The 21,942-nt window shown below is 65.5% G+C and carries 18 protein-coding genes; 5 read left to right on the top strand and 13 right to left on the bottom strand.

The annotated features are described in order from the left end of the window. Positions 1-111: 111 nt before the first annotated feature. The 3 genes from EMO90_RS07355 to EMO90_RS07345 form a co-directional block, all read right to left on the bottom strand. Positions 112-1,059 (bottom strand): ABC transporter permease, encoded by a 948-nt coding sequence (locus EMO90_RS07355; RefSeq protein WP_150353693.1) that lies wholly within the window; start codon positions 1,057-1,059, stop codon positions 112-114. 24 nt (positions 1,060-1,083) lie between these two features. Then, positions 1,084-2,067 (bottom strand): ABC transporter permease, encoded by a 984-nt coding sequence (locus EMO90_RS07350; protein ID WP_150353694.1) that lies wholly within the window; start codon positions 2,065-2,067, stop codon positions 1,084-1,086. Positions 2,068-3,380: 1,313 nt separating this feature from the next. Continuing rightward, on the bottom strand, positions 3,381-4,370 hold the full coding sequence (locus EMO90_RS07345) for a tyrosine recombinase XerC (protein WP_395953034.1): 990 nt from the start codon (positions 4,368-4,370) through the stop codon (positions 3,381-3,383). A 115-nt stretch (positions 4,371-4,485) separates the two neighbouring features. On the opposite strand from EMO90_RS07345, the gene EMO90_RS07340 reads away from it, so the two are divergent. The 3 genes from EMO90_RS07340 (at position 4,486) to EMO90_RS07330 (ending at position 8,533) form a co-directional block, all read left to right on the top strand. Then, a complete protein-coding gene (locus EMO90_RS07340) occupies positions 4,486-5,325 on the top strand; it encodes an ABC transporter ATP-binding protein (RefSeq protein ID WP_150353696.1) in 840 nt (279 codons plus the stop codon). After that, complete coding sequence (locus EMO90_RS07335) at positions 5,322-8,204, top strand: ABC transporter permease (RefSeq protein ID WP_150353697.1); 2,883 nt, start codon at positions 5,322-5,324, stop codon at positions 8,202-8,204. The genes EMO90_RS07340 and EMO90_RS07335 overlap by 4 nt, the downstream gene beginning before the upstream one ends. A 68-nt stretch (positions 8,205-8,272) precedes the next feature. Then, positions 8,273-8,533 (top strand): DUF6725 family protein, encoded by a 261-nt coding sequence (locus EMO90_RS07330; RefSeq protein WP_150353753.1) that lies wholly within the window; start codon positions 8,273-8,275, stop codon positions 8,531-8,533. A 266-nt stretch (positions 8,534-8,799) separates the two neighbouring features. Here EMO90_RS07330 and EMO90_RS07325 read toward each other — a convergent pair whose 3' ends face one another. The 10 genes from EMO90_RS07325 to xerD form a co-directional block, all read right to left on the bottom strand. Next, entirely contained in the window at positions 8,800-9,852 is a 1,053-nt protein-coding gene (locus EMO90_RS07325) for a prephenate dehydrogenase (protein ID WP_150353754.1), read from the bottom strand. Positions 9,853-9,878: 26 nt separating this feature from the next. Beyond that, the gene (locus EMO90_RS07320; RefSeq protein ID WP_150353698.1) at positions 9,879-10,889 is read right to left on the bottom strand and encodes a prephenate dehydratase; all 1,011 of its coding nucleotides are present in this window, start codon (positions 10,887-10,889) and stop codon (positions 9,879-9,881) included. Then, positions 10,886-11,359: an alcohol dehydrogenase gene (locus EMO90_RS07315; protein WP_190971966.1), complete on the bottom strand. Its 474-nt coding sequence runs from the start codon at positions 11,357-11,359 to the stop codon at positions 10,886-10,888. Before EMO90_RS07315 ends, EMO90_RS07320 begins: the two co-directional genes overlap by 4 nt. A 299-nt stretch (positions 11,360-11,658) precedes the next feature. Next, positions 11,659-13,587, bottom strand: a complete 1,929-nt coding sequence (typA, locus tag EMO90_RS07310; RefSeq protein WP_150353699.1) for a translational GTPase TypA — start codon at positions 13,585-13,587, stop codon at positions 11,659-11,661. Positions 13,588-13,735: 148 nt separating this feature from the next. Further along, positions 13,736-15,109 (bottom strand): MFS transporter, encoded by a 1,374-nt coding sequence (locus tag EMO90_RS07305; protein ID WP_150353700.1) that lies wholly within the window; start codon positions 15,107-15,109, stop codon positions 13,736-13,738. Positions 15,110-15,203: 94 nt separating this feature from the next. Next, positions 15,204-16,022: an NUDIX hydrolase gene (locus EMO90_RS07300; RefSeq protein ID WP_150353755.1), complete on the bottom strand. Its 819-nt coding sequence runs from the start codon at positions 16,020-16,022 to the stop codon at positions 15,204-15,206. A 457-nt stretch (positions 16,023-16,479) separates the two neighbouring features. After that, positions 16,480-17,061 (bottom strand): SMC-Scp complex subunit ScpB, encoded by a 582-nt coding sequence (gene scpB / locus EMO90_RS07295; protein WP_150353701.1) that lies wholly within the window; start codon positions 17,059-17,061, stop codon positions 16,480-16,482. Further along, on the bottom strand, positions 17,058-17,927 hold the full coding sequence (locus EMO90_RS07290) for a segregation and condensation protein A (RefSeq protein ID WP_150353756.1): 870 nt from the start codon (positions 17,925-17,927) through the stop codon (positions 17,058-17,060). The genes scpB and EMO90_RS07290 overlap by 4 nt, the downstream gene beginning before the upstream one ends. A 34-nt stretch (positions 17,928-17,961) precedes the next feature. After that, on the bottom strand, positions 17,962-18,801 hold the full coding sequence (locus EMO90_RS07285) for a ParA family protein (protein ID WP_150353702.1): 840 nt from the start codon (positions 18,799-18,801) through the stop codon (positions 17,962-17,964). Positions 18,802-19,123: 322 nt separating this feature from the next. After that, positions 19,124-20,092 (bottom strand): site-specific tyrosine recombinase XerD, encoded by a 969-nt coding sequence (gene xerD, locus EMO90_RS07280; RefSeq protein ID WP_150353757.1) that lies wholly within the window; start codon positions 20,090-20,092, stop codon positions 19,124-19,126. Between the two features lie 83 nt (positions 20,093-20,175). On the opposite strand from xerD, the gene EMO90_RS07275 reads away from it, so the two are divergent. After that, positions 20,176-20,937 (top strand): ABC transporter ATP-binding protein, encoded by a 762-nt coding sequence (locus EMO90_RS07275; RefSeq protein WP_150353703.1) that lies wholly within the window; start codon positions 20,176-20,178, stop codon positions 20,935-20,937. Between the two features lie 11 nt (positions 20,938-20,948). After that, positions 20,949-21,728, top strand: a complete 780-nt coding sequence (locus tag EMO90_RS07270; protein WP_150353704.1) for an ABC transporter permease — start codon at positions 20,949-20,951, stop codon at positions 21,726-21,728. Positions 21,729-21,942 lie beyond the last annotated feature (214 nt).

Below are 21,942 nucleotides of genomic sequence, written 5' to 3'. Positions count from 1 at the left end.
CGTTGCCCTCCAGCAGCTCGTACTGCAGGATCTCGTCGCGGGTCACCTCGCCGTTGCCGGCCTTGAGGATGTCCGCGAGCGGGCTCGCGTTCTTCTTCGTCTTACGGAACATCACGCACCAACCTTTCCACCGGCGGCCGAATTCGGATCAAGGGCATCGCGCAGGCCATCGCCAATCAGCTGCATGCTGAAGCACAGCAGGATCAGCACCACGGACGGGGCGAGCAGAATCCACGGCGCGGTCTGGATGGTGGACTGGCCGGTCTGCAGGATGGAACCCAGCGAGGTGTCCGGCGGCTTGATGCCGACGCCCAGGAAGGACAGGGCGGTTTCGGAGTTGACCGCGCCGACGACGCCGAGCACGGTGTTGATGATGATCAGCGACGCCAGATTCGGCACGAGGTGGCGCAGGATGATCTTGAAGGAGCCCACACCCATGAAGTGCGCGGCCTTGACGTAGTCGCGCTCGCGCAGGGACAGGGTCATGGTGCGGATGATTCGGGCGTAGCCGACCCAGCCAAAGGCGGTCAGGCCAATGACCAGCCAGATCCAGCCGGCGGTCGCGTTGGCCGCGCGCACCAGCATGGCGATCAGCAGGAAGGACGGGACGACCAGCAGGCAGTCGAGGATCCACATGCCGATGCGCTCCACCCAGCCGCCGAAGAAGGCGATGGCCGTACCGTAGATGGCGGCGATGGCCATGGTGGCCACGGAGGTGATCACGCCGATGAGCAGGGACTTGCCCAGACCATGCACCACAAGGGCGTACAGATCGGAACCACCCGGATCGGTGCCCAGCCAGTGCGAGCTGCTCGGAGCGCCGGACAGGGACAGGAAGTCCGGCTCATCGTAGCCCCACTGGGCAATGGACGATCCGAACAGGGCGAACAACACCAGGATGGCCAGCAGCACCACGCCGACGACGGCGGAGGGCTGACGGAAGAAACGGCGGGCGATCAGCGCACCGTAGCTCAGGTGCTTGACCTCCTTCTTTCCTTCCTTTGACTCCGGCGCGGCTTTGGGCGCGGAGGCGTTCGCGGAAACGCTTGCTTCACTCATTGGTTTTCTCTTCCCTTCCTCACGTCAGCTCATCTTGATGCGCGGATCGAGCCACGCGGAGAAGATGTCCGCCAGCAGGGCACCGGTCAGCGTGCACACGCCACCGAAGGCGGCGATGGCCACGGAGGCGTTGATATCGCTCTGGTTGATGGCGGTGATGAAGTAGCGGCCCAGACCGTTGATGGCGAAGATCGACTCGGTGATGACGGCGCCGGTGAACACGGAGGCGATGGAGAACGCCACGTTCACGCCGGTGGGGATCAGGGAGGCGCGCAGGGCGTGACGGCGCACGGCCTGGCGACGGGTGAGGCCCTTCATGCGGGCGGTGCGCACGTAGTCCGCGTGCAGCTCGTCCAGCAGGTAGGTGCGCTGGGTCAGGTGGTATCCGACCATGCCGAGCAGGGTCAGCGAGATGGTGGGCAGGATGATGTGCTGCAGGAAATCAAGCAATCGCAGGCCGATGTCATCGCCCGTGTAGCTGGACAGGCCGGTGACGTAGAACATGCGGAAGCCGACCGTGTCATTGACGGCGATGGCCATGAGCACGATCAGCAGGGCGAGCACGGCGGAGGGGATGACCATGAACAGGGTGCCCGTCACCATGAACATGCGGTCCTGCCACTTGTACTGGCGCTGGGCGGTGTAGATGCCCAGGGCCACGCCGAGCACGATGGAGAGCACCGTGGAGAGGGTGACCAGCTCGGTGGAGGCGAGGACGCGGGGGGCGATAGCGCTGTTGACCGACTCCAGCGTCGGGGACTTGCCCCAATCCCAACGGGTGACGATCGCGGTCAGCCAGTTCCAATAACGCTCCAGAACCGGGGTGCGATCGTTCAGGTTCGCCAGATCGAGCGTGCGCTCGATCGAATCCTGCGGCGGACGGGGTGTACGCGATTCATATACGGACCGCGGATGCATGAAGGCGGACGCCATAAAATACGTAAAAGACACCGCCACGAACAGCATGACGACGTAATTGGCGAGGCGCTTGGCGATGAATTTCAGCATGACGCTGGTGCCATCCTTCCTCCTTTATAGAAACCTTACTGCTACGACTCTCGTTTTCAAGCCGTTCACATAATAGCCACTTAATGTAAACGCCCTCGACCGAACTACGGTAAAACGTCAAGGTTACGAAGATATATCTTCACATTTCTATCACATATTGTCCATTATTCGGACAGCATATGGCCCGATTGTCCGACCATGCAACAGACTGCACCGTCATCCTGAGCACTGAGCCGTTAAGCGGACAGTTCCCTCGTCATCCTGAGCGAAGCGGAGTCCCCCACCGTCATCCTGAGCGAAGCGGAGCGAAGTCGAAGGATCCTTACACCTGTTCACCGGATCAAGACCCCCTTCGACTTCGCCCTTCGGCGCCCGGTACCGTGCCAAATTGCCTGATCTGCCAGCAAGTCGTTCGTCTTTCCTGTTTGCTGGCAAATCCTGTAGCTTGGCGGTCTGCTGGGGGCTCTCAGGTGCAAGTTCTACCAGAAAACAGGAAAGCGGGGAAAGTTGCTGGCAGATCCTGCGAGTCGGCAAGGCAGTCAAGAAAGCCTGTGCGAGAGACGTCAAGCATCCTTCGACCCCGCAAAGGATGACGGCGGAAGTCGTCCTGCGGTGATCCACCCACAAACTGGGCAAATCGGGACATTCGATTTGCAAACTGGGCAGATCCGGTATTCTGCGACCGGTTTTCGGCCTCCAGACGGCATGATCTGCCCAGTTTGCGCGGCGAGAGGCCCGATCTGCCCGATCTGCCCAGTTTGCGGCGCAATCGGGCGAGAACTGGGCAGATCGGGCGCGAACCGGGCATGAACTGGGCAGATCGGGCCGGTTCCCGGATTCGACGTGACCGGGCGTGTGACCGGGAGAGTGACACGGCGTGCGGTGTGACCGGGGGCGTGACACGGTGTGGGCACACCCGGTCACGGGGTGCCGGAATCGTTGAAATAGAGCCATTTTGAAATACCTGTGACCGGGAATGGGCACGCCATGTCACACGCCCGGTCACAACGCACGCCCAGTCACGCACACCCGGTCACGCGCCCGGTCAAGCGTTCGACATGAAGGGCCAACGTCATCCTGAGCGGAGCGAAGCGAAGTCGAAGGATCCTTAACATCGTGCACATAGTTAAGGATCCTTCGCTACGCTCAGGATGACAGGACAGGCGCACCTCCGCCCAGGATGACCAGCGCTCAGGACCGGGGACAGACCAAGTGCTCAGGATGCCGGTCCCGCGCCCAGAATGAAGACGGACCCAGTGTCCAGAATGACGATGCCGGTCTCCGTGCACAGGATGACGACCACCCCACCCGCATCACGCCCGGGGGAACGCCTGATCGTAGCGCCTCCTCAGCTGTTCGATCGACACATGCGTGTATCGCTGCGTGGTGGACAGCGAGGAATGCCCCAGCATCTCCTGCACCTCGCGCAGATCGGCCCCTCCGTTGAGCATGTGCGTGGCAGCCGAATGCCTCAGGGCATGGGGGCTGATGTCCGGCACGCCGGCCCGTCTTGCCGCGGCATGCACCGCCTCGCGCACGACCCGCTGGTTGATCCGCCCGCCGCGCGCGCCCAGAAACAAGGCTTGCATGGAACCAGCGGTCCCATCCCCCACTCCTCCCCCCGCCAGCAGTTTCGGCCGTCCGTCCTCGATCCACCGGCGCAGCGAGGACTCGGCCGGGGCACCGAAGGGTACCACACGCTGCTTGTTGCCCTTGCCGGTCACTCTGGCCGTGCGCTGGGAGAAATCGACGTCGCCCATGTCCAGCCCCACCAGCTCGGCCACGCGGATCCCGGTGGCGTACAGCAGCTCCACGATCGCCGCATCCCGCAGCCGGATCGGCTCGTCGACAGACTTGGCGGCCGCCCGTTTCCCCCGATCCGCATCCCGATCGGACGGTCCACCGCCCCCTTCCCCCGCGGCCCTGTCCGCGTCATCCATCATCCGCTCGGCCTGCGCTTCGGTGAGCACGGCCGGCAGAGTGTCCGGGATCTTCGGGGTCATCAGGGGCGCGGCCGGATCGACGCCGATCATCCCCCGTTCATGGCAGAACCGGAAGAAGCCGCGGACGGCCACGATTTTGCGGGCCATGCTGCTGCGGGCATGCGTATGCGATTCATGGGCCATCCATCGGCGCAGATCGTCCGTGCCAACGGCGTTCAGGTCCTCCGCCCCCATCAGTCCAAGCAGATGCAGGCATTCGGCCACATCGGACCCGTACGCCTTGAGCGTATTCGCGCTCAGCCCGCGGTTGGCCGCCAGAAAGCCCAGATACGCCGCAATCGGCTCCTCATACCATGTCATGCCATCCATTGTCCCCCATCCCGGCATGTGGGGCCGGCTCGGTAAACTGCGCAAGTAGCGAAACGGGCCGACCACGGGCCCGCGCAACACCCACGACAGGCGAAGCGAGGCAGATATGGGCAGGCATTCGGCGAAACACGTTCGGCAACTGCGGTCATCGGAGACGCAGACGGGCCAGCCGGATCGGACGCCCGGAACCGCACAGCCGGATCCGGTGGTGGCCCGAGCGGTGGACCTCACCAAGACCTACGGCGGCGGCGATTCGCAGGTGGTGGCCCTCGACCACGTCAACGTGGAGTTCGCCCGCGGCGCCATGACCGCGATCATGGGCCCATCCGGCTCCGGCAAATCCACACTCATGCACTGCATGGCCGGTCTGGACACGCCCACCTCCGGACAGGTGTTCGTGGAAGGCCTGGAGGTCTCCGCGATGGGCCAGAAACAGCTCACCAACCTGCGCCGCCAGCAGATCGGCTTCATCTTCCAGTCCTTCAACCTTGTGCCCACGCTGAGCGCCGAGGAGAACATCCTGCTGCCGCTGCAGATCGCCGGCAAACCGATCGATCGCGCATGGTTCAACCAGGTGGTCCATGTGGTCGGTCTGGAACAGCGCCTGACCCACCGCCCCAGCCAGCTGTCCGGCGGCCAGCAGCAGCGCGTCGCCTGCGCCCGTGCGATGATGGCCCGGCCGTCGGTGATCTTCGCCGACGAACCCACCGGCAACCTCGATTCCCGCTCCAGCCGCGAGGTGCTGGGGTTCCTCAAGCAGTCGGTGCGCGAGTACGGCCAGTCGATCGTCATGGTCACGCATGATCCGCGCGCGGCCTCCTATGCCGACCGCGTGCTCGTGCTGGCCGACGGCCGGATCACACGCGATCTCAACCACCCCTCCTACGACGACATCCTGGAGGTGTTCGCCGGCGAGGGCGACGAGGACGGGGACTACGCAGCATGATCCGCATCGGCTTGAGGGACGCGCGCAGCCATTTCCGCCGCTTCGCCATGTCGATCATCGCGATCGCGCTCGGCGTGGCGTTCGTGGTCGGATCGTTCTGCTTCCGCGAGATGATGAACAACCAGGTCTCCGAGATGATGGCCACGAACTCCGACCACGACGTGTACGTGCGCGGATCGGACGAGGTGACGGACGACGACTCTTCGGACGGCGGCTCTTCCGACACAGGGCAGTCGGACTCCGGGGCGACCGAATACAACACGATCAGCATCGATTTGACGGACGCGATCTCGAAGGTCGATGGCGTGGAGGACGCCTCGGTCACCTATTCGGTCAGCGGCGTGGTGCTGGTGGACGCGAACGGCGACGCGGTGGCCACCATGGGATCGCCCACCATGGCCACCGGATTCAGCGCCGATCATCCATGGCGATCGGCCACCTTCACCTCCGGCACGTATCCGACCGCGGACGATGAGATCGCCCTGCACTCCTTCGCCGCCGAGAAATCCGGTCTCAAGGTGGGAGACAAGGCCAAGGTCGTCTACTCCGACGGCCCGAAGGACGTGACTGTGACCGGCATCTTCGCCACGGATGCCACGCAGGCCGGCGCGATCGTGATCGGCGTCACCCCAAGCGTGGCCAAGCACTACAGCGATCTGACCAATGACGAACCGGACAAGACCGGCAGGATCGGCGTATACGGATCCGCGAACGGCGGCAAACCCCTCACGGACGCGCAGCAGACCGAACTGGCCGATCGGATCAACGCGGCTCTGCCGGCGGACGCGCACGCCCATGCGATCACCGGCGATGCGTACCGCGACGAGGCCACCAAGTCCACGCAGGACGCGCTCGGCTTCGTCCAGCCGCTCATTCTGATCTTCGCGGTGATCGCCCTGTTCGTGGGCTCGTTCATCATCGCCAACACGTTCTCCATGATCGTGCGCGAATCGATGCGCGGATACGCGCTGCTGCGTTCGATCGGCGCTTCCCCCATGCAGGTGTTCTCCACGGTGATCGTGCAGGCGGTGTTGCTGGGGCTCGTGGGCTCCGGGCTGGGCATCGGACTCGGCTGGGGCATGGTGGAGCTGATCGTGGCCGTCATGGCGTACATGGGCACGCCGTTGTCCGGGGCCATCGCGCCCTCCGCGACGGACATGATCGCCGGTCTGATCGTCGGTCTGGTGGTCACGCTCGTGGGCGCCTCGCTGCCGGCGCGCAGGGCCGCCTTCGCCCCGCCCATCCAGGCGATGAACGAGACCGTGAACCCGGAGAAACCGGTTGCGCCGCGTGGCGTGGCCGGAGCGGTGCTGTGCGTGCTCGGCGCGGCGACCTGGCTGTGGACCGCGCGCATCGCACTGGCCGACGGCGACCCGACGTCCATCGACGCGCTCAACCGGTTCGCCGCATGGACCGGCACCGGCTGGCCGCTCGGCGTGGGCGCGGGACTGCTGGTGATTGGCGTGATCATGCTCGGCCCGGCGCTGGTGGGTCCGGCCGGCGTGGTGCTGGGATGGATCCCGTCGCATGTGTTCCCGGTCACCGGCCGCCTCGCCTCGCGCAATCTGGCCCGGTCGAAGCGCCGCACGGCCAACACGGCGGCCGCGCTGTTCGTGGGGATCGCGATCGTGAGCTGTCTGGGCGTGGTGGCGTCGTCTGCGAAGGCCTCGGTGGCGAGCATTGTGGACACCGGTCTCAAGGCCGACTTCGCGGTGTTCTCCGCATCGTCCGGGCAGATCCCGGAGGGCGCTGAGCAGGCGATCCGCGATGTGGATGGGCTGAAATCGGTTTCCGCCAACCGCTTCATCCTGGGTGCGAAGTTCGACGGTGAGCGCGTGCAGGGCATGACGTTCGCCGCGCAGGACACGCTGTTCACCGACGTATTCGCGCCGGAGGCCAAAGCCGGCAACGCGGATGAGGCGCTGCGCGGCGGGCAATTGGTGGTGGGCCAGACCATCGCCGAGGACCGCGGGTGGAACGTGGGGGACAAAGTCCGCGTGACCACCGAGAACACCGTGGTGGACGAGGATGCGACGGCCAAGGCGCAGGCGGATTACCAGGCGTCCATCCAAGCACAGATCGCCACGCTGCAGACGCAACTGCAGCGGCAGACCGCAGCCCGTGACATCGCCGGAGCGCAGGACACGGCCGCGAAGATCCAGCAGGTCACCGACGACGCGAAGAACGTGGATCCCGCCAGCTTCGTGAAGACCAAGACCGTCAAGGTGGACAAGGAACTCACCGTGGGCGCGATCATCTCCAACAACGTGTACCGCACCTGTGTGATCATGAACGACGAGCTCGGCGACGAGCTGGGCACCAAGCAGACCATGTTCACGACGATGATGTATCTGGTGGCCGAGCCGGGGCAGGATGTGAACGACTTGCAGGAGCGGCTCAAGGATGCGGTGAAGTCATACTACGTAGTCAGTGTGATGAACCGCGACGAGTACAAGTCCACCATGAGTTCGATGGTGGATCAGATCCTGCTCATTCTGTACGCACTGCTGGCGCTGTCGATCGTGATCGCGATCTTCGGCATCGTCAACACGCTGGCGCTGAGCGTGTCCGAACGCACGCGCGAGATCGGCCTGCTGCGCGCGATCGGCACCTCGCGCGGTCAGGTGCGCGGCATGCTGGGCATCGAGGCGGCGATCATCTCCGTGTTCGGCACCTTACTCGGCCTCGCGGTGGGCGTGGCGGCCGGTGTGGTGATCCGGGCCGTATACGCCTCGCAGGGTCTGGAGGTGCTGTCGATCCCGTGGGATCAAATCGGCGCGTTCCTGATCCTGTCCATTCTGGTGGGCCTGATCGCATCGGTGTCGCCGGCCTCGCGCGCGTTGAAGCAGCCGGTGCTCGACGCGGTGAGCAGCGAGTGAGCATGAGATTGGAGACGACGATGACAGACCAGATTCCGGCTGCACCGGTCACGGCGGGCGCGCATGGCATGGGGGCCCGTGGCGTTCCGGCCATTCCAGCCGGTGCGCGCGTGGTGGTGCGCACGGCGATCGGCGTGGATCCGGCCGACGGCCGCATGAAATTCCGCGACTTCGTGGGTCATGTGCGCTCATGGGACGGGACGGTTCTGGAACTCACGCGCGACGCCGCCGCCAATGGCTCGCGCCCCGCCGAGGACGTGCGGATCGACGCCCATACGATCGTCCGCCTCAAGCCCGTCCCGGAGCGCCCCCACTTCGGCGGGCGGTGAGTGATTCCGTCATCCTGAGCACCCTTACGTCATCCTGAGCGAAGCGAAGGATCCTTCGTCATTTCGCATTAGGCCAATAGTGCGTAAAGTTAAGGATCCTTCGACTCCGGCTGCGCCTTCGCTCAGGATGACGATGTGCTGTGTTGTCATCCTGAGCACCCTTGTGTCATCCTGAGCGAAGCGAAGGATCCTTGACTTTGTGCACAAGATTAAGGATCCTTCGCTTCGCTCAGGATGACAAAACCAGTCAGGGCAACGAATCAACCTCACAGCGCGGAGCGGACTTCGGCGGTGAAGCGGCGTGGACCGTCTAGGCGGATCACATGCTCGCCGCGGCGGGCGGATTCCAGCAGCTCGCCACGCCAGCCATCATCGGTCAACTCGATCGTCCGCTGCTCCGGCGTGACTCCCCCGGCCCGTTCGGCGGCCTTGTAGGCGCGGAACGGATCGGCATCGGCGAAGAAGTCCAGCATCGCGGCGGGGGTATGCGGGACGGAAGCCCCCGGATCGGAATCCGATCTGGCTTCCGAGGCCTCATCGCGCAGCAGATCGGCCACGGCGGTGAGCTTCGCGGCCATCGAGCGCAGCAGGGCCTCCACATTGGCAGCATCCTCCTCCACCATCGCACGCGTGCGGTCCGGATCGGTGAGGGCGACGCGGGTCATGTCCCGCCAGCAACCGGCGGCGAGGGCGGCGGCCACATTGCGGTTCGGATCGTCGGTCAGCTGGTTGGCCAGCGCGGTGGCGACGACATGAGGCATATGCGAAATGAGCGCGGCGGCCTGATCGTGCACCGTGTCATCGAGCACGATGATCCGGTTGCCCACGCCGGCCGTAATGAGTTCCGCCACCGCGAGGAACCGGTGGTAATCGGTGGAATCGTCCACGGTCACGGCCCACAATGCCCCGTCGTACAGCGTCGGATCGGCGGCGGCCCAGCCGGAACGCTCATTGCCCGCCATGGGATGGGCTCCCACATACTGCGCATCCAGACCGGCGGCCTTCACCTGATCGCGCACCATGCCCTTGACGCTGCCCACATCGGTCAGCGTGGTCTCGGGCACAAGCGATCCGGCCAACTCCCCCAGCACGTCCGGCATGGCCTTGAGCGGATTGCACAGCACGATCACGTCAGGCGCGGCGGCGGCCAGATCGGCCAGCGTGTCCACGCAGCGCACGCCGGCCGCACGGGCCGACTCGTACGGCCGCGCGGTATGATTCCACGCGATCACCGTACGATCCCGATCCACCAGACGCAAGGCGAGCGATCCGCCGATCAGGCCAAGGCCCACAATTCCGACGGTCTGGGCCTTCGGCATGGCATTTCCATCGTTTACCACAGCGTTCACCACAACAGCTCCTTCCTTACGATCTCGTCCGCCTGCCAGTCGTCCGGCAGCGCATCGGCGTCCAGATGCACGCCGCCTTCGGGCAGCATCCACGCATCCACCGGCGGATTCGGCCTCTCGCGGCGCGGATAGACCGCCAGCGTCTTGGCCCAGTCGCCATGCTCGGCCACCTCGCTCAAAGCCGCTCGGAACCGGTCCTCCCAGGGGGCTGCGTCGAAGGTGGCGATGAAGCTGTATGTGCCGTCGTGCCCCTTGATGGGTCGTGAGATGAAGCTGGTCATGTTGAGGCCGGCGTCGCGCAGCACGTCAAGCAGGTCCGCGAGCACGCCCGGGCCGGTGTGCAGCGGAATGAACGTCAGGATCGACTCGAATTCGGCCACGCCGTTGGCGCGCGCCTTCGCCAGCAGTCCCGGCACCTCCCGCCGCGGGGCGACCACCAGAAACTCGGTGCGTGCGCCCTGATAGTCCTGCACATTGCTGGCCACGGTGTCCAGCCAATAGAGTTTGCCGCAGATGGCCGGGCCGAACGCCATTTCGTCGCGTTCCAGATCACGGCAGGCGGCGGCGTTGGACGATGCGGGCACCGGGGTCAGGCGATGCTCGGCGATGAACCGCTTGCACTGGGCGAGTCCGTGCGGATGGGCAGAGACCGTATGCACCTTGGACATGTCCGTTCCGGGTTTGACGAAGGCGTCGAAGGCGACGTTCACGCCCACGCGCACGAATCCGGCCACATCCTCGGCGTCGATCATCGCATCAAGATTAGGAACTACGTAGCCTTCTACGTTGTTTTCCCATGCCACTACTCCCCAACCGTCGCCGGACCGCGTGGCTGCCATGATCGCGGGCACATCTGGTTCGGGAACGAGCGTGAATTCGGCGCCGGCGGGCGCAAGCGGGCGCAAGGCCTCGGCGGCTGAGATGGCCGCCTGATGGGTGAAGGTGCCTTCGGGGCCCAGATAATGCAGTCTGATGGCGTTCTCAGCGTTCGCACTGTTTTCGCTCATGCGCGGCGCTCCTTTGCTACTGCTACGGCGGCCGATTCGGATGCTTCGGGCCGTTCCTTAAGCCCGTCGAACAGTCTGGCGGGCAGACACAGAATGGCGGTCTGGATCACGATCGAGCCAAGCTCCCAGATCACGCTTGCGCGCAGACTGAAGAAAGTCACCAGCGACGATCCGCCGGTGGGCATGAGGATGTCGCCGCCGGGTCCATAGCCGCCCATCTGCCAGATGACCAGCGATGCGACGATCAGATGAATGGCCAGACCGGAGGCGCCAGCGAGGGCTCGCGCAAGAACCGTGGACGCGGCGAGCAGCGCGAAGGCCAACAGCAGGCCGTACGGGATGTTCATCGAGGCGCCCATGCGATGCGCGCCGGTGCCCACGACCGCGGAAACAACGCCGAGCAGCGCGCACAGGGCCACGCGCGCGGGCAGAGGAATCGGATCTGTTCTGGGAATGTGCCGGACTGTCATAGTCCCTTAGTGTAGCGCCCGCCGATTCACTGGCCGGTGCGCAAACGGCCCGATCGTTCCGCTCTGCGAACGTTGGAATACAAAGCGGAACGATCGGTCCGTTTTCAGCCCTCAAAACGCCCCAAAAACGACACGATCGTTCCGGTCTGCGAATTCCAAGGTCGCAGAATGCGAACGATCGTGTCATTTACACTCAGGCGTTCGCCTGATTGTTCTGCCGAGCCGTCAAGCGGGCAGTCCAGTGGACTGCCCGTAGGCGAGGGGAGCCGCCGCCAAGGCGGCGACGGCCGTCTGAACAATCAGGCGTTCGCCTGATTGTTCTGACGGCGCTGCTTGGCGCGCCACTTGTACCAATCCTCACGGCCGAGGATGATCTTGCGCACGCGGATGGACTCCGGGGTGACCTCCACGCACTCGTCCTCGTTGGCGAAGTCCAGGGACTCCTCGAGGCTCATCTTGATCGGCGGAGTCAGGGTCTCCAGCACGTCGGCGGTGGAGGAGCGCATGTTGGTCATGTGCTTGGCGAGCGTGATGTTCACATCGAGCTCGTCGGGCTTGTTGTTCACGCCCACGACCTGGCCCTCGTACACCGGGGACTGCGGCTCAACGAAGAAGTTGCCGCGCGCCTGCAGACGCTGCATGGCGTACGGGGTGGCCACACCCTGACGGTCGGAGACCATCGAGCCGTTCTGGCGGGTGACGATCTGGCCGGTCCACGGGGCGTATCCGGCGGAGATGGAGGACGCGATGCCGGTGCCGCGGGTGGCGGACAGCAGGGCGGTGCGGAAGCCGATCAGGCCGCGGGACGGCACGGTGAACTGCAGGCGCACCCAACCGGAGCCGTGGTTGGACATGTTGTCCATGCGACCCTTGCGGTCGGCGAGCAGCTGCGTGACGGCGCCCATGTACTCCTCCGGCACGTCGATGGTGGTGTTCTCCATCGGCTCGTTGATCACGCCGTCGATCTTCTTGGTGACCACCTGCGGGCGGCCGACGGTCAGCTCGTAGCCCTCACGGCGCATCTGCTCGGCCAGCACGGCCAGCGCGAGCTCGCCACGGCCCTGGACCTCCCAAGCATCCGGACGCTCGGTGGGCAGGACCTTGATGGACACGTTGCCGATCAGCTCGCGGTCCAGACGGTCCTTGATCATGCGGGCGGTGAGCTTGTGGTCCTTGCCCTCGGTACCGGCCAGCGGGGAGTCGTTGACGCCGAAAGTCATGGAGATGGCCGGGTCGTCCACGTGGATCAGCGGCAGGGGCTTGGGATCGTTGGGATCGACGATGGTCTCGCCGATCATGATGTCGTTCACGCCGGCGACGGCCACGATGTCGCCGGGACCCGCGGACGCCACCGGGGTGCGCTCGAGGCCCTGGGTGCGCAGCAGCTCGGCCACGCGGAAGTTCTCGATGGAGCCGTCCACGCGGGACAGGCCGTAGGTCTTGCCCTTCTCCAGAGTGCCGTTGTAAATGCGCACCAGACCCAGACGGCCGAGGAAGTCGGACGAGTCGATGTTGGCGACGTGGGCCTGCAGCGGGGCGCCCTCCTCGTACTCCGGGGCGGGGATGTACTTGATGATGTCCTCGAACAGCGGCTCGAGGTTGTCGTTGTCCGGCAGGGCGCCGTCGGCCGGCTGGTTGGCGGAGGCGTAGCCCACCTTGGCGGCGCAGTAGACCACCGGAAGCTCGAGCAGGTGGTCGAGGTCGATGTCGACGCCCTCCTCCATCACGTCCTGGGCGAGGCCCAGCAGCAGATCGGTGGACTCGGAGACGACCTCGGAGATGCGGGCGTCCGGACGATCGACCTTGTTGACGCACAGGATCACCGGCAGCTTGGCCTCAAGGGCCTTGCGCAGCACGAAGCGGGTCTGCGGCAGCGGGCCCTCGGAGGCGTCCACGAGCAGCACGACGCCGTCGACCATGGAGATGCCGCGCTCCACCTCGCCGCCGAAGTCGGCGTGGCCGGGGGTGTCGATGATGTTGAGCGTGATGCCCTCCGGGTGGCCGTACTTGGCGGCCAGCGGACCGGTGTACTCAACGGCCGTGTTCTTGGCGAGGATGGTGATGCCCTTCTCGCGCTCCAGATCGTTGGAGTCCATCACGCGATCCGGCACTTCCTCGCGCTCGTTGAACACGTGCGACTGCTGGAGCATCGCGTTCACGAGCGTGGTCTTGCCGTGATCGACGTGCGCCACAATAGCCACATTACGAATATCACCACGAACCGCCATCGAAACCTCTCTTTATGGACTGTTGCTGGTTCTACCTGTTGTTACTTACACACAAACCGAGCCAATCCTAGCGATACGCTTTGACCATCCATGCCGGCCAACCGGCCCGATCATCCGGCTCGTTCATCCGGGCCCGCCGCCCGGGGCGCTAGTCTTCCAGTTCGAGGCCCTTGCGCTCGGGCAGGCAGAAGGCGGCCACGCAGGCGAGCACGAAGGCGACGGCGAACACCACGAAGGCGATCGACTTGTTGCCTCCCGCCAGGCCCAGGAACCAGGGCATGAGCAGCGGGGCGATGATCGCCGCCACACGGCCGCACGCCGCCGCGGCACCGGAGGCCGCACCGCGCAGACGGGTCGGGTAGATCTCCGGGGTGACCGCGTACAGCACGCCCCACGCGCCCAAGTTGGAGGCGGACAGCAGCATGCCGATGCACAGCACTGCGGCCACCGATCCGGCCTGGGAGAAGGCGAACGCGGCCACGGCGGACACGGCCAGGAAGACGCTCAGCGTCCAGCGGCGGCCCCAGATCTCCACCAGCCAGGCGGCCAGGAAGTAGCCGGGCAGCTGGGCGAGGGAGATGATCAGCGTATAGCCGAACGACTTGGTCAGGGAGCCGAACTGGTCGGCGAGCAGGGACGGCATCCAGGTGAAGGCGCCGTAGTAGGAGAAGTTGACGAAGAACCAGGTGGCCCAGATCGCCACGGTGCGCGCGATGTACTTGGAACCGAACAGCTCATGGGTCTTGATCCTGGGCAGCGGCTTGCCCTTGGGCGAGGGGACGGCGGCCACGCCACCGGCCTGCTCGAAGTAGCGCACGGCCCGCTCGGCCTCGTCCTCCCGGCCCTGGGCCTCCAGGAAGCGCACGGATTCGGGGATGTGGATGCGGGTGACGATGGCGTAGAGCAGCGGCAGCGCGCCGATCACCAACGCCCAGCGCCAGCCCCAGTCGCCGGTGTTCGGGATGACGAAGGTGCCGATGCACGCGGCGATGATCCAGCCCACGGCCCAGAAGGACTCGAGCAGTACGGTCATGCGGCCGCGATGCTTGGTGGGCGAGAACTCGGAGACCAGCGTGGAGGCGACCGGCAGTTCGGCGCCCAGGCCCAGGCCGATCACAAAGCGGGCCACGAGCAGCGCAGCGAGCGACCAGGCGAGGGCCATGCCGCCGTTGGCCAGACCGAAGATGACCAGCGTGGCGGTGAACACGGTCTTGCGGCCCACATGATCGGCCACGTAACCGCCGAGCGCGGCGCCGATCGCCATGCCGATGAAGCCGATGGACAGCACCCAGGACTTCTCCGTGGCCGTGAGGTTGAAGTGCGGGTCGGCGGCGATGGCGGCGACCACGAAGGACACCAGACCCACGTCCATGGCGTCGAACGCCCAGCCGATGCCCGAGGCGACGAGCAGCTTGCGGTGGGCCTTGTTGAAGGGCAGCCGGTCAAGGCGCTCATTGCGCGTGAGCTGCGCCGGCTGCGCTGCGGCCGCGGCAGTTCCCGTCGCGGATTGCGTTGTTGTCATGATTCCTTCTCTCTGTTGATGTACGGAAATCCGTATGTGATAGCGGGAGTCTGCGCGGGCATTCGCCCGGCGGTCCGTTCACTCGGTGGTTCATTCACTCGGTGGTCAGCGCGGACAGATCGTCGGCGCCGCGTTCGGCGTCGGCCGTATCCCGCTGCGCGATGGCCCTTACGCGGGCGTCCAGCTCGGCGAGCCGGCTGCCGGAGATCGCGTAGGCGTACGGGTGGGCGGGGGCGTCCTTGCGCGGCACGTACCGGTAGACGGCGGCCGGACGATGACGGCCCTCACGCAGCACATCGCCGGTCTCCTCAAGCTCGCCGGAGCCCAGCATCTTGCGCCGGAAGTTCGGCAGATCGAGCACGGTCCCGGTGATCGCCTCGTACACGCCGTGCAGTTGGCGCAGCGTGAAGGTGGGACCCACGAGTTTGGCGGCGATGTCCGGGTATTCGATGCGCGTGCGCAGGCGGTCGAGCGCGTAGGCGATGATCTCACGATGATCGAAGGCGATGTCCAGCGAGGCGAGCTCGTCCTCCGGGAACCACCGCACGTTGTCCGCCTCCGCGAAATCACCGGCCTCCGCCTGACCCACCAGCGCCCAGTAGACGATGGAGACCATGGGCAGTCCGCCGTGCGACCGGTCGGGCCCGCCGAAGGCGTGGAGCTGCTCAAGGTAGCTCGGATGCAGATCGGTGGTCGATTCCAGGGCTTCGTACGCCGATTGGGCCAATGTCCGATCGGCGCGGATGTCGCCACCGGGCAGGGCCCAGCAACCCAGGAACGGCTGACGGACGCGGCGGACCAGCGGCAGCCACAGACGGCCGTGCTCGCTGTCCGGATCCAGCGCCAGAATCACCACCGAAACGCCCACCTGAGGCGGCTGCTTCAATCGTTCGCTGACGTTGCCGTAGCCCATCGCCGATCCTCCCATGCAGACCCTTCGTGTATGCCGGGGCCGAGCGTACTACTAATGGTCAAATCGACTAATAGTCATGTGTGTCGCATGCAGTCGTCGCACGCCGACCATCACTCCTCCAAACTGGGCAGATCCGAACATCGCATTTGCAAACTGGGCAGATCCTGCCATCTGAAGGCCGATTTTGGGCTCCAGATAACCGGATCCGCCCAGTTTGTTGAGCCGGTGGCCTGATCTGCCCAGTTTGCGGCTCCGGCGTGACGCGGGGCGTGACCAGGCGTGTGACGTGGCGTGCATTGTGACGCGGCGTGTGACATGGTGTGCCCACTCCCGGTCACAGGAGTTACAGAATGGCTTTATTCCAACGATTTCAGCACCCCGTGACCCGGCATGCACACACCGGGTCACACCCCATGTCGCAATGCACGCCGTGTCACGCCCCGCGTCACACGCCGGGTCACGCTTCGGCGGCGGCCACGGACGGCGGCAGGAACGGCGCCAACGAGGGCAACTGATCGAGCGAATCGATCCCCATCTTCTCCAGAAACAGGCCGGAGGTGACCAGCAGCGCGGCGCGAGAATCGGGATCCACGCCCTCCTCGCGCACCAGACCGCGCACGGCGAGCGAGCGGATCACGCCGTCGGAGTTGACGCCGCGGATCGCCGCAACCTGGGCGCGCGTCACCGGCTGCTTGTACGCGATGATCGCGAGCGCCTCCAAAGCCGCCTGGCTCAGCCGCGCGGTCTGGCCGTCGGTCACGAACGCGGCCACCACCGGCTCGAATTCGGCGCGATTGGCGAACTGCCAGCCGCGGGCGGTCCGGCGCAGCTCGAACCCGCGCAGTTCCTCGTCGTACCGCGCGGCCATCGACGCCAGCGCGGACTCCACGTCGGACTCCCCCACGCCGAACACACGGGCCAAATCGTCCGCGGTCTGCGGACGGTCGGCCACCATCAGCACCGCCTCAAGGCAGGCGTTCAGGCCGCCCGGATAATCATCGACGTTGACAATAACTCCCGACTGCGCGGCATCCGTCATGCGAAATCCTCCTCATCGATCTCCCCGGCCGCATCGTGCGCGGGGCCCCCGGCCCGATCCGCCCCGGCCGTTTCCTCCCCTGCCGCGACCCACCGCAGCCACAGCGGCTCGTATGGCCCGTCCTGCTTGAATTGCACCACGTCCTGCTTGAAGAACACGAGCAGGGACAGGAACCGTCCCACCACCTCGATGCGCGACGACGCATCGGCCGTCAGATCGGCGAAGGACACCGCCCCGCCGGCCGCGGCCCTGAGCCGGTCGCGCACGATCGCCGCCTGCAGCTTCAGATCCACCAACGGCACATGCAGCTGATGCACGCTCACCTCATCGGCCGGGGCGTTGGCGATCACACGGGCCGCCAGACGGGCCAGATCAAGCGGTTCCACCGTCCATGCGAGTTCGGGCAGCATGGCCGCCACCGCATCGTCCACGGTGGCAGGGTGGGGAAAACGGCCGGCGTTGTTCGCCATGCGCGCGCGGAAATCGGCACCCGCCTGCTTGAACGCCTTGTACTGCAGCAGCCGCGCGAACAGCAGGTCCCGTTCGCGCAGGGCCTCCATGCTCTGCTCGTCGCGGTTGCCCTCCTCATCGGATGGCAGCAGGGCCGCGCTTTTGGCCTCCACGAGCACCGAGGCCACATCCAGGAACGCGCTCGCCTCGTCCATCGACCGTTCGAAATCTAGGGTCTTCACATAGGCCGCGAACTCCTCGGTGATCTGCGCGAGGGAGACCTCCGTCAGTTCCAGACGCCTGTTGGCGAGCAGGCCGAGCAGCGCGTCGAACGGCCCCGAATAGACCTCGAGGTCCACCAGGAAGCCGGAGTCCACAGCGGATTCGACGGCCGCATCGACCTCACCGAACGCCAGCGAACGATCAGCCGGCGAACGTCCCGCCAGCGGATCAGGCGATGATGCCACGTGCGATCAATTCCCGCGCGATCTCGCGGTATTCCTTGGCGGTCTTGTGCTCCGGCGCGTACATGGTGATGGGCGCGGCGGCCACGGTGGCGTCCGGCAGCTTGATGGAGCGGGTGATGACGCTGTGGAACACCTTGTCCTTGAACGCCTCGTAGATGCGCTGCAGCACCTCCTCGGAGTGCAGCGTGCGCGTGTACATGGTCACCAGCACGCCGTAGATCTCCAGCGACGGGTTGATGCGCGCCTGCACCTTCTCGATGGACTGCATGAGCAGGGCCACGCCGCGCAGGGCGAAGAACTCGGCCGCCACGGGGATGATCACGCCATCCGCCGCGGTCAGGGCGTTCACGGTGAGCAGGCCCAGCGAAGGCTGGCAGTCGATGATGATGACGTCGTATTCGTCCTTGAGGGCGCGCAGCGTGCCGGCCAGCACCTGCTCGCGGCCCACTTCGGTGACCAGCTGGATCTCGGCGGCGGACAGGTCGATGTTCGCCGGGATGATGTCCAGATCGGGGAAGCGGGTGTGCTGGACCACGTCGTGCACATCCATGTGGGGGTTGAACAGCGCGGTGTAGATGGTGTTGTCCACGCTGTTGGCGTTGATGCCAAGGCCCACGGTGGCCGCGCCCTGCGGGTCGAAGTCGACGATGAGCACGCGACGGCCGTACAGGCTCAACGCACCGCCGATGTTGATCGAACTGGTGGTCTTGCCCACGCCGCCCTTCTGGTTGCACATGGCGATCACACGGGCCGGTCCGTGCTGGTTCAGTGCGGGGGGTGCGGCGAAGGTCTCATAATCGCGTCCAAGCAAATCCGTAGGCATACAGCCCACCATACCAATATCCGTGCATGATGGCCGGTGCGACGCGAGCCGATCGCCGTCAACGTCATCCTGAGCGCAGCGGAGTGAAGGCCAGCGTCACCCTGAGCGGGCCACCCGCGTCATCCTGAGCGCAGCGGAGTGAAGGCCAGCGTCACCCTGAGCGGGCCACCCGCGTCATCCTGAGCGAAGCGAAGGATCCTTAACTACCTGCATTATGACTCTGTGCGAAATGACGAAGGATCCTTCGCTTCGCTCAGGATGACGCGGGGGCATCGCGTTGCGGCGCTCAGGATGACGTTGGCAAAGTCCCCGGAGAATCGCCTCACCGCGCCCTGGGATGGCTGGTCAGATACGTCTCGATCAGGTTCTCCGGACTCACATGCGTGTAGATCTGCGTGGTGGTCACGCTCGCATGGCCCAGCAGCTCCTGCACGGACCGCACATCGGCGCCGCCCTGTATCAGGTGCGTGGCGAAGGAGTGCCGCAGCGTGTGCGGGTGCAGCGGCTTCATGATGTGCGCGCGTCTGCCGGCCTCCTTGATGATCTCCCACACCGACTGACGGGACAGCCGCCGGCCCCGCTTGTTGAGGAACACGGCCCGGCGCTCGGGGGTTTTGGCCGTGCTGCGGCGTTCCAACTCCGGGCGGCCGGCGTTGAGATACCGCCGCATGGACTCGCAGGCGTAGGAGCCGAGCGGGACGAGCCGCTGCTTGGAGCCCTTGCCCATGAGCCGGGCCACCTTGGCATCCAGATCAACGTCGTCCAGATTCGCGCCCACCGCTTCGGAGACGCGCGATCCGGTGGCGTACATGAACTCGAGCAGTGCCCGGTCGCGCAACTGGACCGGATCCATGCACGGCTGGCCGCCGGGGCCGTCCGGAGCCGTGGCGTTGAGCAGGGCGGACACCTCGTCGATCGTGAGCACATCGGGCAGCACACCCGGGGCCTTGGGCGCCTTGACCGAGGCGGCAACGTCCTCCGCGATCGCCCCCTCACGCACCGCGTACTTATGGAACTCATGGACCGAGGCCAGCCTGCGGGCCTTGGACCGTGCCGACGCCCCCTCGGCGGACAGGGCGGCCACATAGTCCTCCACGTCGCGCCGCGTCACCGCACCCAAACCGGTGATCCCGCGCGATCGCAGCCATTCAACGTACTTTCTCAGATCGGCCTCGTATGCCTTGACGGTCGCCCGCGCGAGCCCCCGCTCCACGTCGATGTGCCCCAGGAACCGCTCCAGGAGGCCATCGAACCCATCGCCCCTAGCCTGTGCGTTCGCATCGTCCTTCATCATGGGAGTCGATTCTAGCGGGATTGTCGTAAATGCCTAGTACTTAATAGAATCAATTGCAGAGAGGGGAAGAGGGGGGAAGAATGCTTGACGTGCGGCACATCACCAAGGCGTTCGGGGGAACGGCGGTGTCCGACGACGTCTCGTTCGCCGTAGACCGGGGGCGCATCCTGGCGATCGTCGGTCCGAATGGCGCGGGCAAGTCCACGCTTCTGAGGCAGGTCTGCGGACTCATCACGCCCGATTCGGGACGGATCCTGTTCGAGGGGCGACCGTTGGAAGACTTCGGGCCCGACCTGTACCGCCATCTGTCCGCCGTGCTCGAGGACAGCTCACTGGCGTACACGTTCCTCAAGGGCTGGGACAACCTGTACTACCAAGGCGCCCTGTACGGGCTCAACCGCCGGCAGACCGAGGAGCGTGCGGCACTGCTGCTGGACGCGCTCGACCTGCGCCGGCATATGGGCAAGCGTGTGGGCGACTGGTCGCGCGGCACGCAGCAGAAGCTGGCGCTGGTGGTGGGCCTGCTCGCGCGCCCGCAACTCATGCTGCTGGACGAGCCGACGCTGGGACTGGACGTGGTCTCCAAGCGTGACTTCATGGCCGTGGTGCGGCAGTGCGCGGACGAGGGCATGTCGGTCATCATCACATCTCACCAGTCCGAGGTCATCGACGGCATGGCGGACGACATGCTGTTGCTCGAATCCGGCCGGGTGCGGTGGAAGGGTGGGTCCGCCGACTTCATGCGACAATTCCAGCGGCCCGGCGAAGCGCTGGAGGACACCTTGCTGAGGCTATTCCGCCAGACGGAACACGACGCGAACGAAACGACCGAAGCGGACTGAGGGGACCAACGATGCACGCTATCCAATCCACGATCCGTTCCTTCCTCCTGCTGTGGCGCGCGGAGATCGTCCGCTACTGCAAGGAGACCCGGATGTACGTCGCCAGCTACATCTCCTCGCTCATCGTCACCGGCATCATCGTCGCGTCCTTCGTACTCTCGCTTGGCAACGGGTCGGACCCCACCGCGTGGGTCGGATTCTTCCTGTGGAACGCCTCGGCCACGCTGATCGGCGAAGCGTGCGTGAGCATCTCCGCGGACAAGCAGTCCGGCACGTTCACGCAGCTCATGCTCAGGCCCGCGTCCATGGTCGTGCAGATCACGGCCAAGACCTGCGCGTGGGTGCTGGTGAACGTCAGCATCGACGTGGTCTACATCGTCGCACTGTTCATGCTCATCGGCAGCCCGATCGGCTTTTCATGGCAGGTCGTGCCGATCATGCTCGTGGTGTTCGCGGGCCTGTTCGGCTTCACGATGATCATGGCGTCGCTCACCGTGTTGTACACCAAAACCGCCTCGCTGTGCGACGTCGTGGGCTACGTGATGATGTTCCTAGGCGGCGTGGTCGTGCCGATCGACGCCATGCCCGCACTCCTGGCAGCGCTGAGCCGGTTCATGCCCATCACGCAGGGCATCGCCATGTCCCGCAAGGCCATATTGGGCCAGACCCTCACCGCGGGCGATTGGACGTGGCTTGCGGCACAGGCGGCGTTGTTCGTGGCGATCGGATACCTCACGTTCCGGCTCATCATGCGCTACGGCCGCAAGCGCGGCATCAACATGCGGTATTAGCGAAGCGATGTCATCCTGAGCACTGAGCCGTTAAGCGGACAGCCCGGTGGGCTGTCCGTAGGTAGGCCGAGCCGTGAAGCGAACGCCGGCGGCGTTCGCAGGCGAGGGCGAACGACAGTGAGCAAATACAACCGCGGCCGCAGGCCGTCCGCAGTTGCGGTCGAGCCGCCGCCAAGGTGGCGACGGTCCGGCGCAGCCGGACACAGCGGAGTCG

It is taken from the genome of Bifidobacterium vespertilionis (assembly GCF_008698145.1).
In the GTDB taxonomy this organism is placed as follows: domain Bacteria; phylum Actinomycetota; class Actinomycetes; order Actinomycetales; family Bifidobacteriaceae; genus Bifidobacterium; species Bifidobacterium vespertilionis.
The sequence above is the reverse complement of the archived record's forward strand: the minus strand, read 5'-3'. Positions and strand labels throughout refer to the sequence as shown.

Bases quoted from the DNA above. Each gene is read 5' to 3' on its own strand.
- EMO90_RS07355 (WP_150353693.1), bottom strand. From the start codon at position 1,059: ATGAGTGAAGCAAGCGTTTCCGCGAACGCCTCCGCGCCCAAAGCCGCG.
- EMO90_RS07350 (WP_150353694.1), bottom strand. From the start codon at position 2,067: ATGCTGAAATTCATCGCCAAGCGCCTCGCCAATTACGTCGTCATGCTG.
- EMO90_RS07345 (WP_395953034.1), bottom strand. From the start codon at position 4,370: ATGACATGGTATGAGGAGCCGATTGCGGCGTATCTGGGCTTTCTGGCG.
- EMO90_RS07340 (WP_150353696.1), top strand. From the start codon at position 4,486: ATGGGCAGGCATTCGGCGAAACACGTTCGGCAACTGCGGTCATCGGAG.
- EMO90_RS07335 (WP_150353697.1), top strand. From the start codon at position 5,322: ATGATCCGCATCGGCTTGAGGGACGCGCGCAGCCATTTCCGCCGCTTC.
- EMO90_RS07330 (WP_150353753.1), top strand. From the start codon at position 8,273: ATGGGGGCCCGTGGCGTTCCGGCCATTCCAGCCGGTGCGCGCGTGGTG.
- EMO90_RS07325 (WP_150353754.1), bottom strand. From the start codon at position 9,852: ATGCCGAAGGCCCAGACCGTCGGAATTGTGGGCCTTGGCCTGATCGGC.
- EMO90_RS07320 (WP_150353698.1), bottom strand. From the start codon at position 10,889: ATGAGCGAAAACAGTGCGAACGCTGAGAACGCCATCAGACTGCATTAT.
- EMO90_RS07315 (WP_190971966.1), bottom strand. From the start codon at position 11,359: ATGACAGTCCGGCACATTCCCAGAACAGATCCGATTCCTCTGCCCGCG.
- typA (WP_150353699.1), bottom strand. From the start codon at position 13,587: ATGGCGGTTCGTGGTGATATTCGTAATGTGGCTATTGTGGCGCACGTC.
- EMO90_RS07305 (WP_150353700.1), bottom strand. From the start codon at position 15,109: ATGACAACAACGCAATCCGCGACGGGAACTGCCGCGGCCGCAGCGCAG.
- EMO90_RS07300 (WP_150353755.1), bottom strand. From the start codon at position 16,022: ATGGGCTACGGCAACGTCAGCGAACGATTGAAGCAGCCGCCTCAGGTG.
- scpB (WP_150353701.1), bottom strand. From the start codon at position 17,061: ATGACGGATGCCGCGCAGTCGGGAGTTATTGTCAACGTCGATGATTAT.
- EMO90_RS07285 (WP_150353702.1), bottom strand. From the start codon at position 18,801: ATGCCTACGGATTTGCTTGGACGCGATTATGAGACCTTCGCCGCACCC.
- xerD (WP_150353757.1), bottom strand. From the start codon at position 20,092: ATGAAGGACGATGCGAACGCACAGGCTAGGGGCGATGGGTTCGATGGC.
- EMO90_RS07275 (WP_150353703.1), top strand. From the start codon at position 20,176: ATGCTTGACGTGCGGCACATCACCAAGGCGTTCGGGGGAACGGCGGTG.
- EMO90_RS07270 (WP_150353704.1), top strand. From the start codon at position 20,949: ATGCACGCTATCCAATCCACGATCCGTTCCTTCCTCCTGCTGTGGCGC.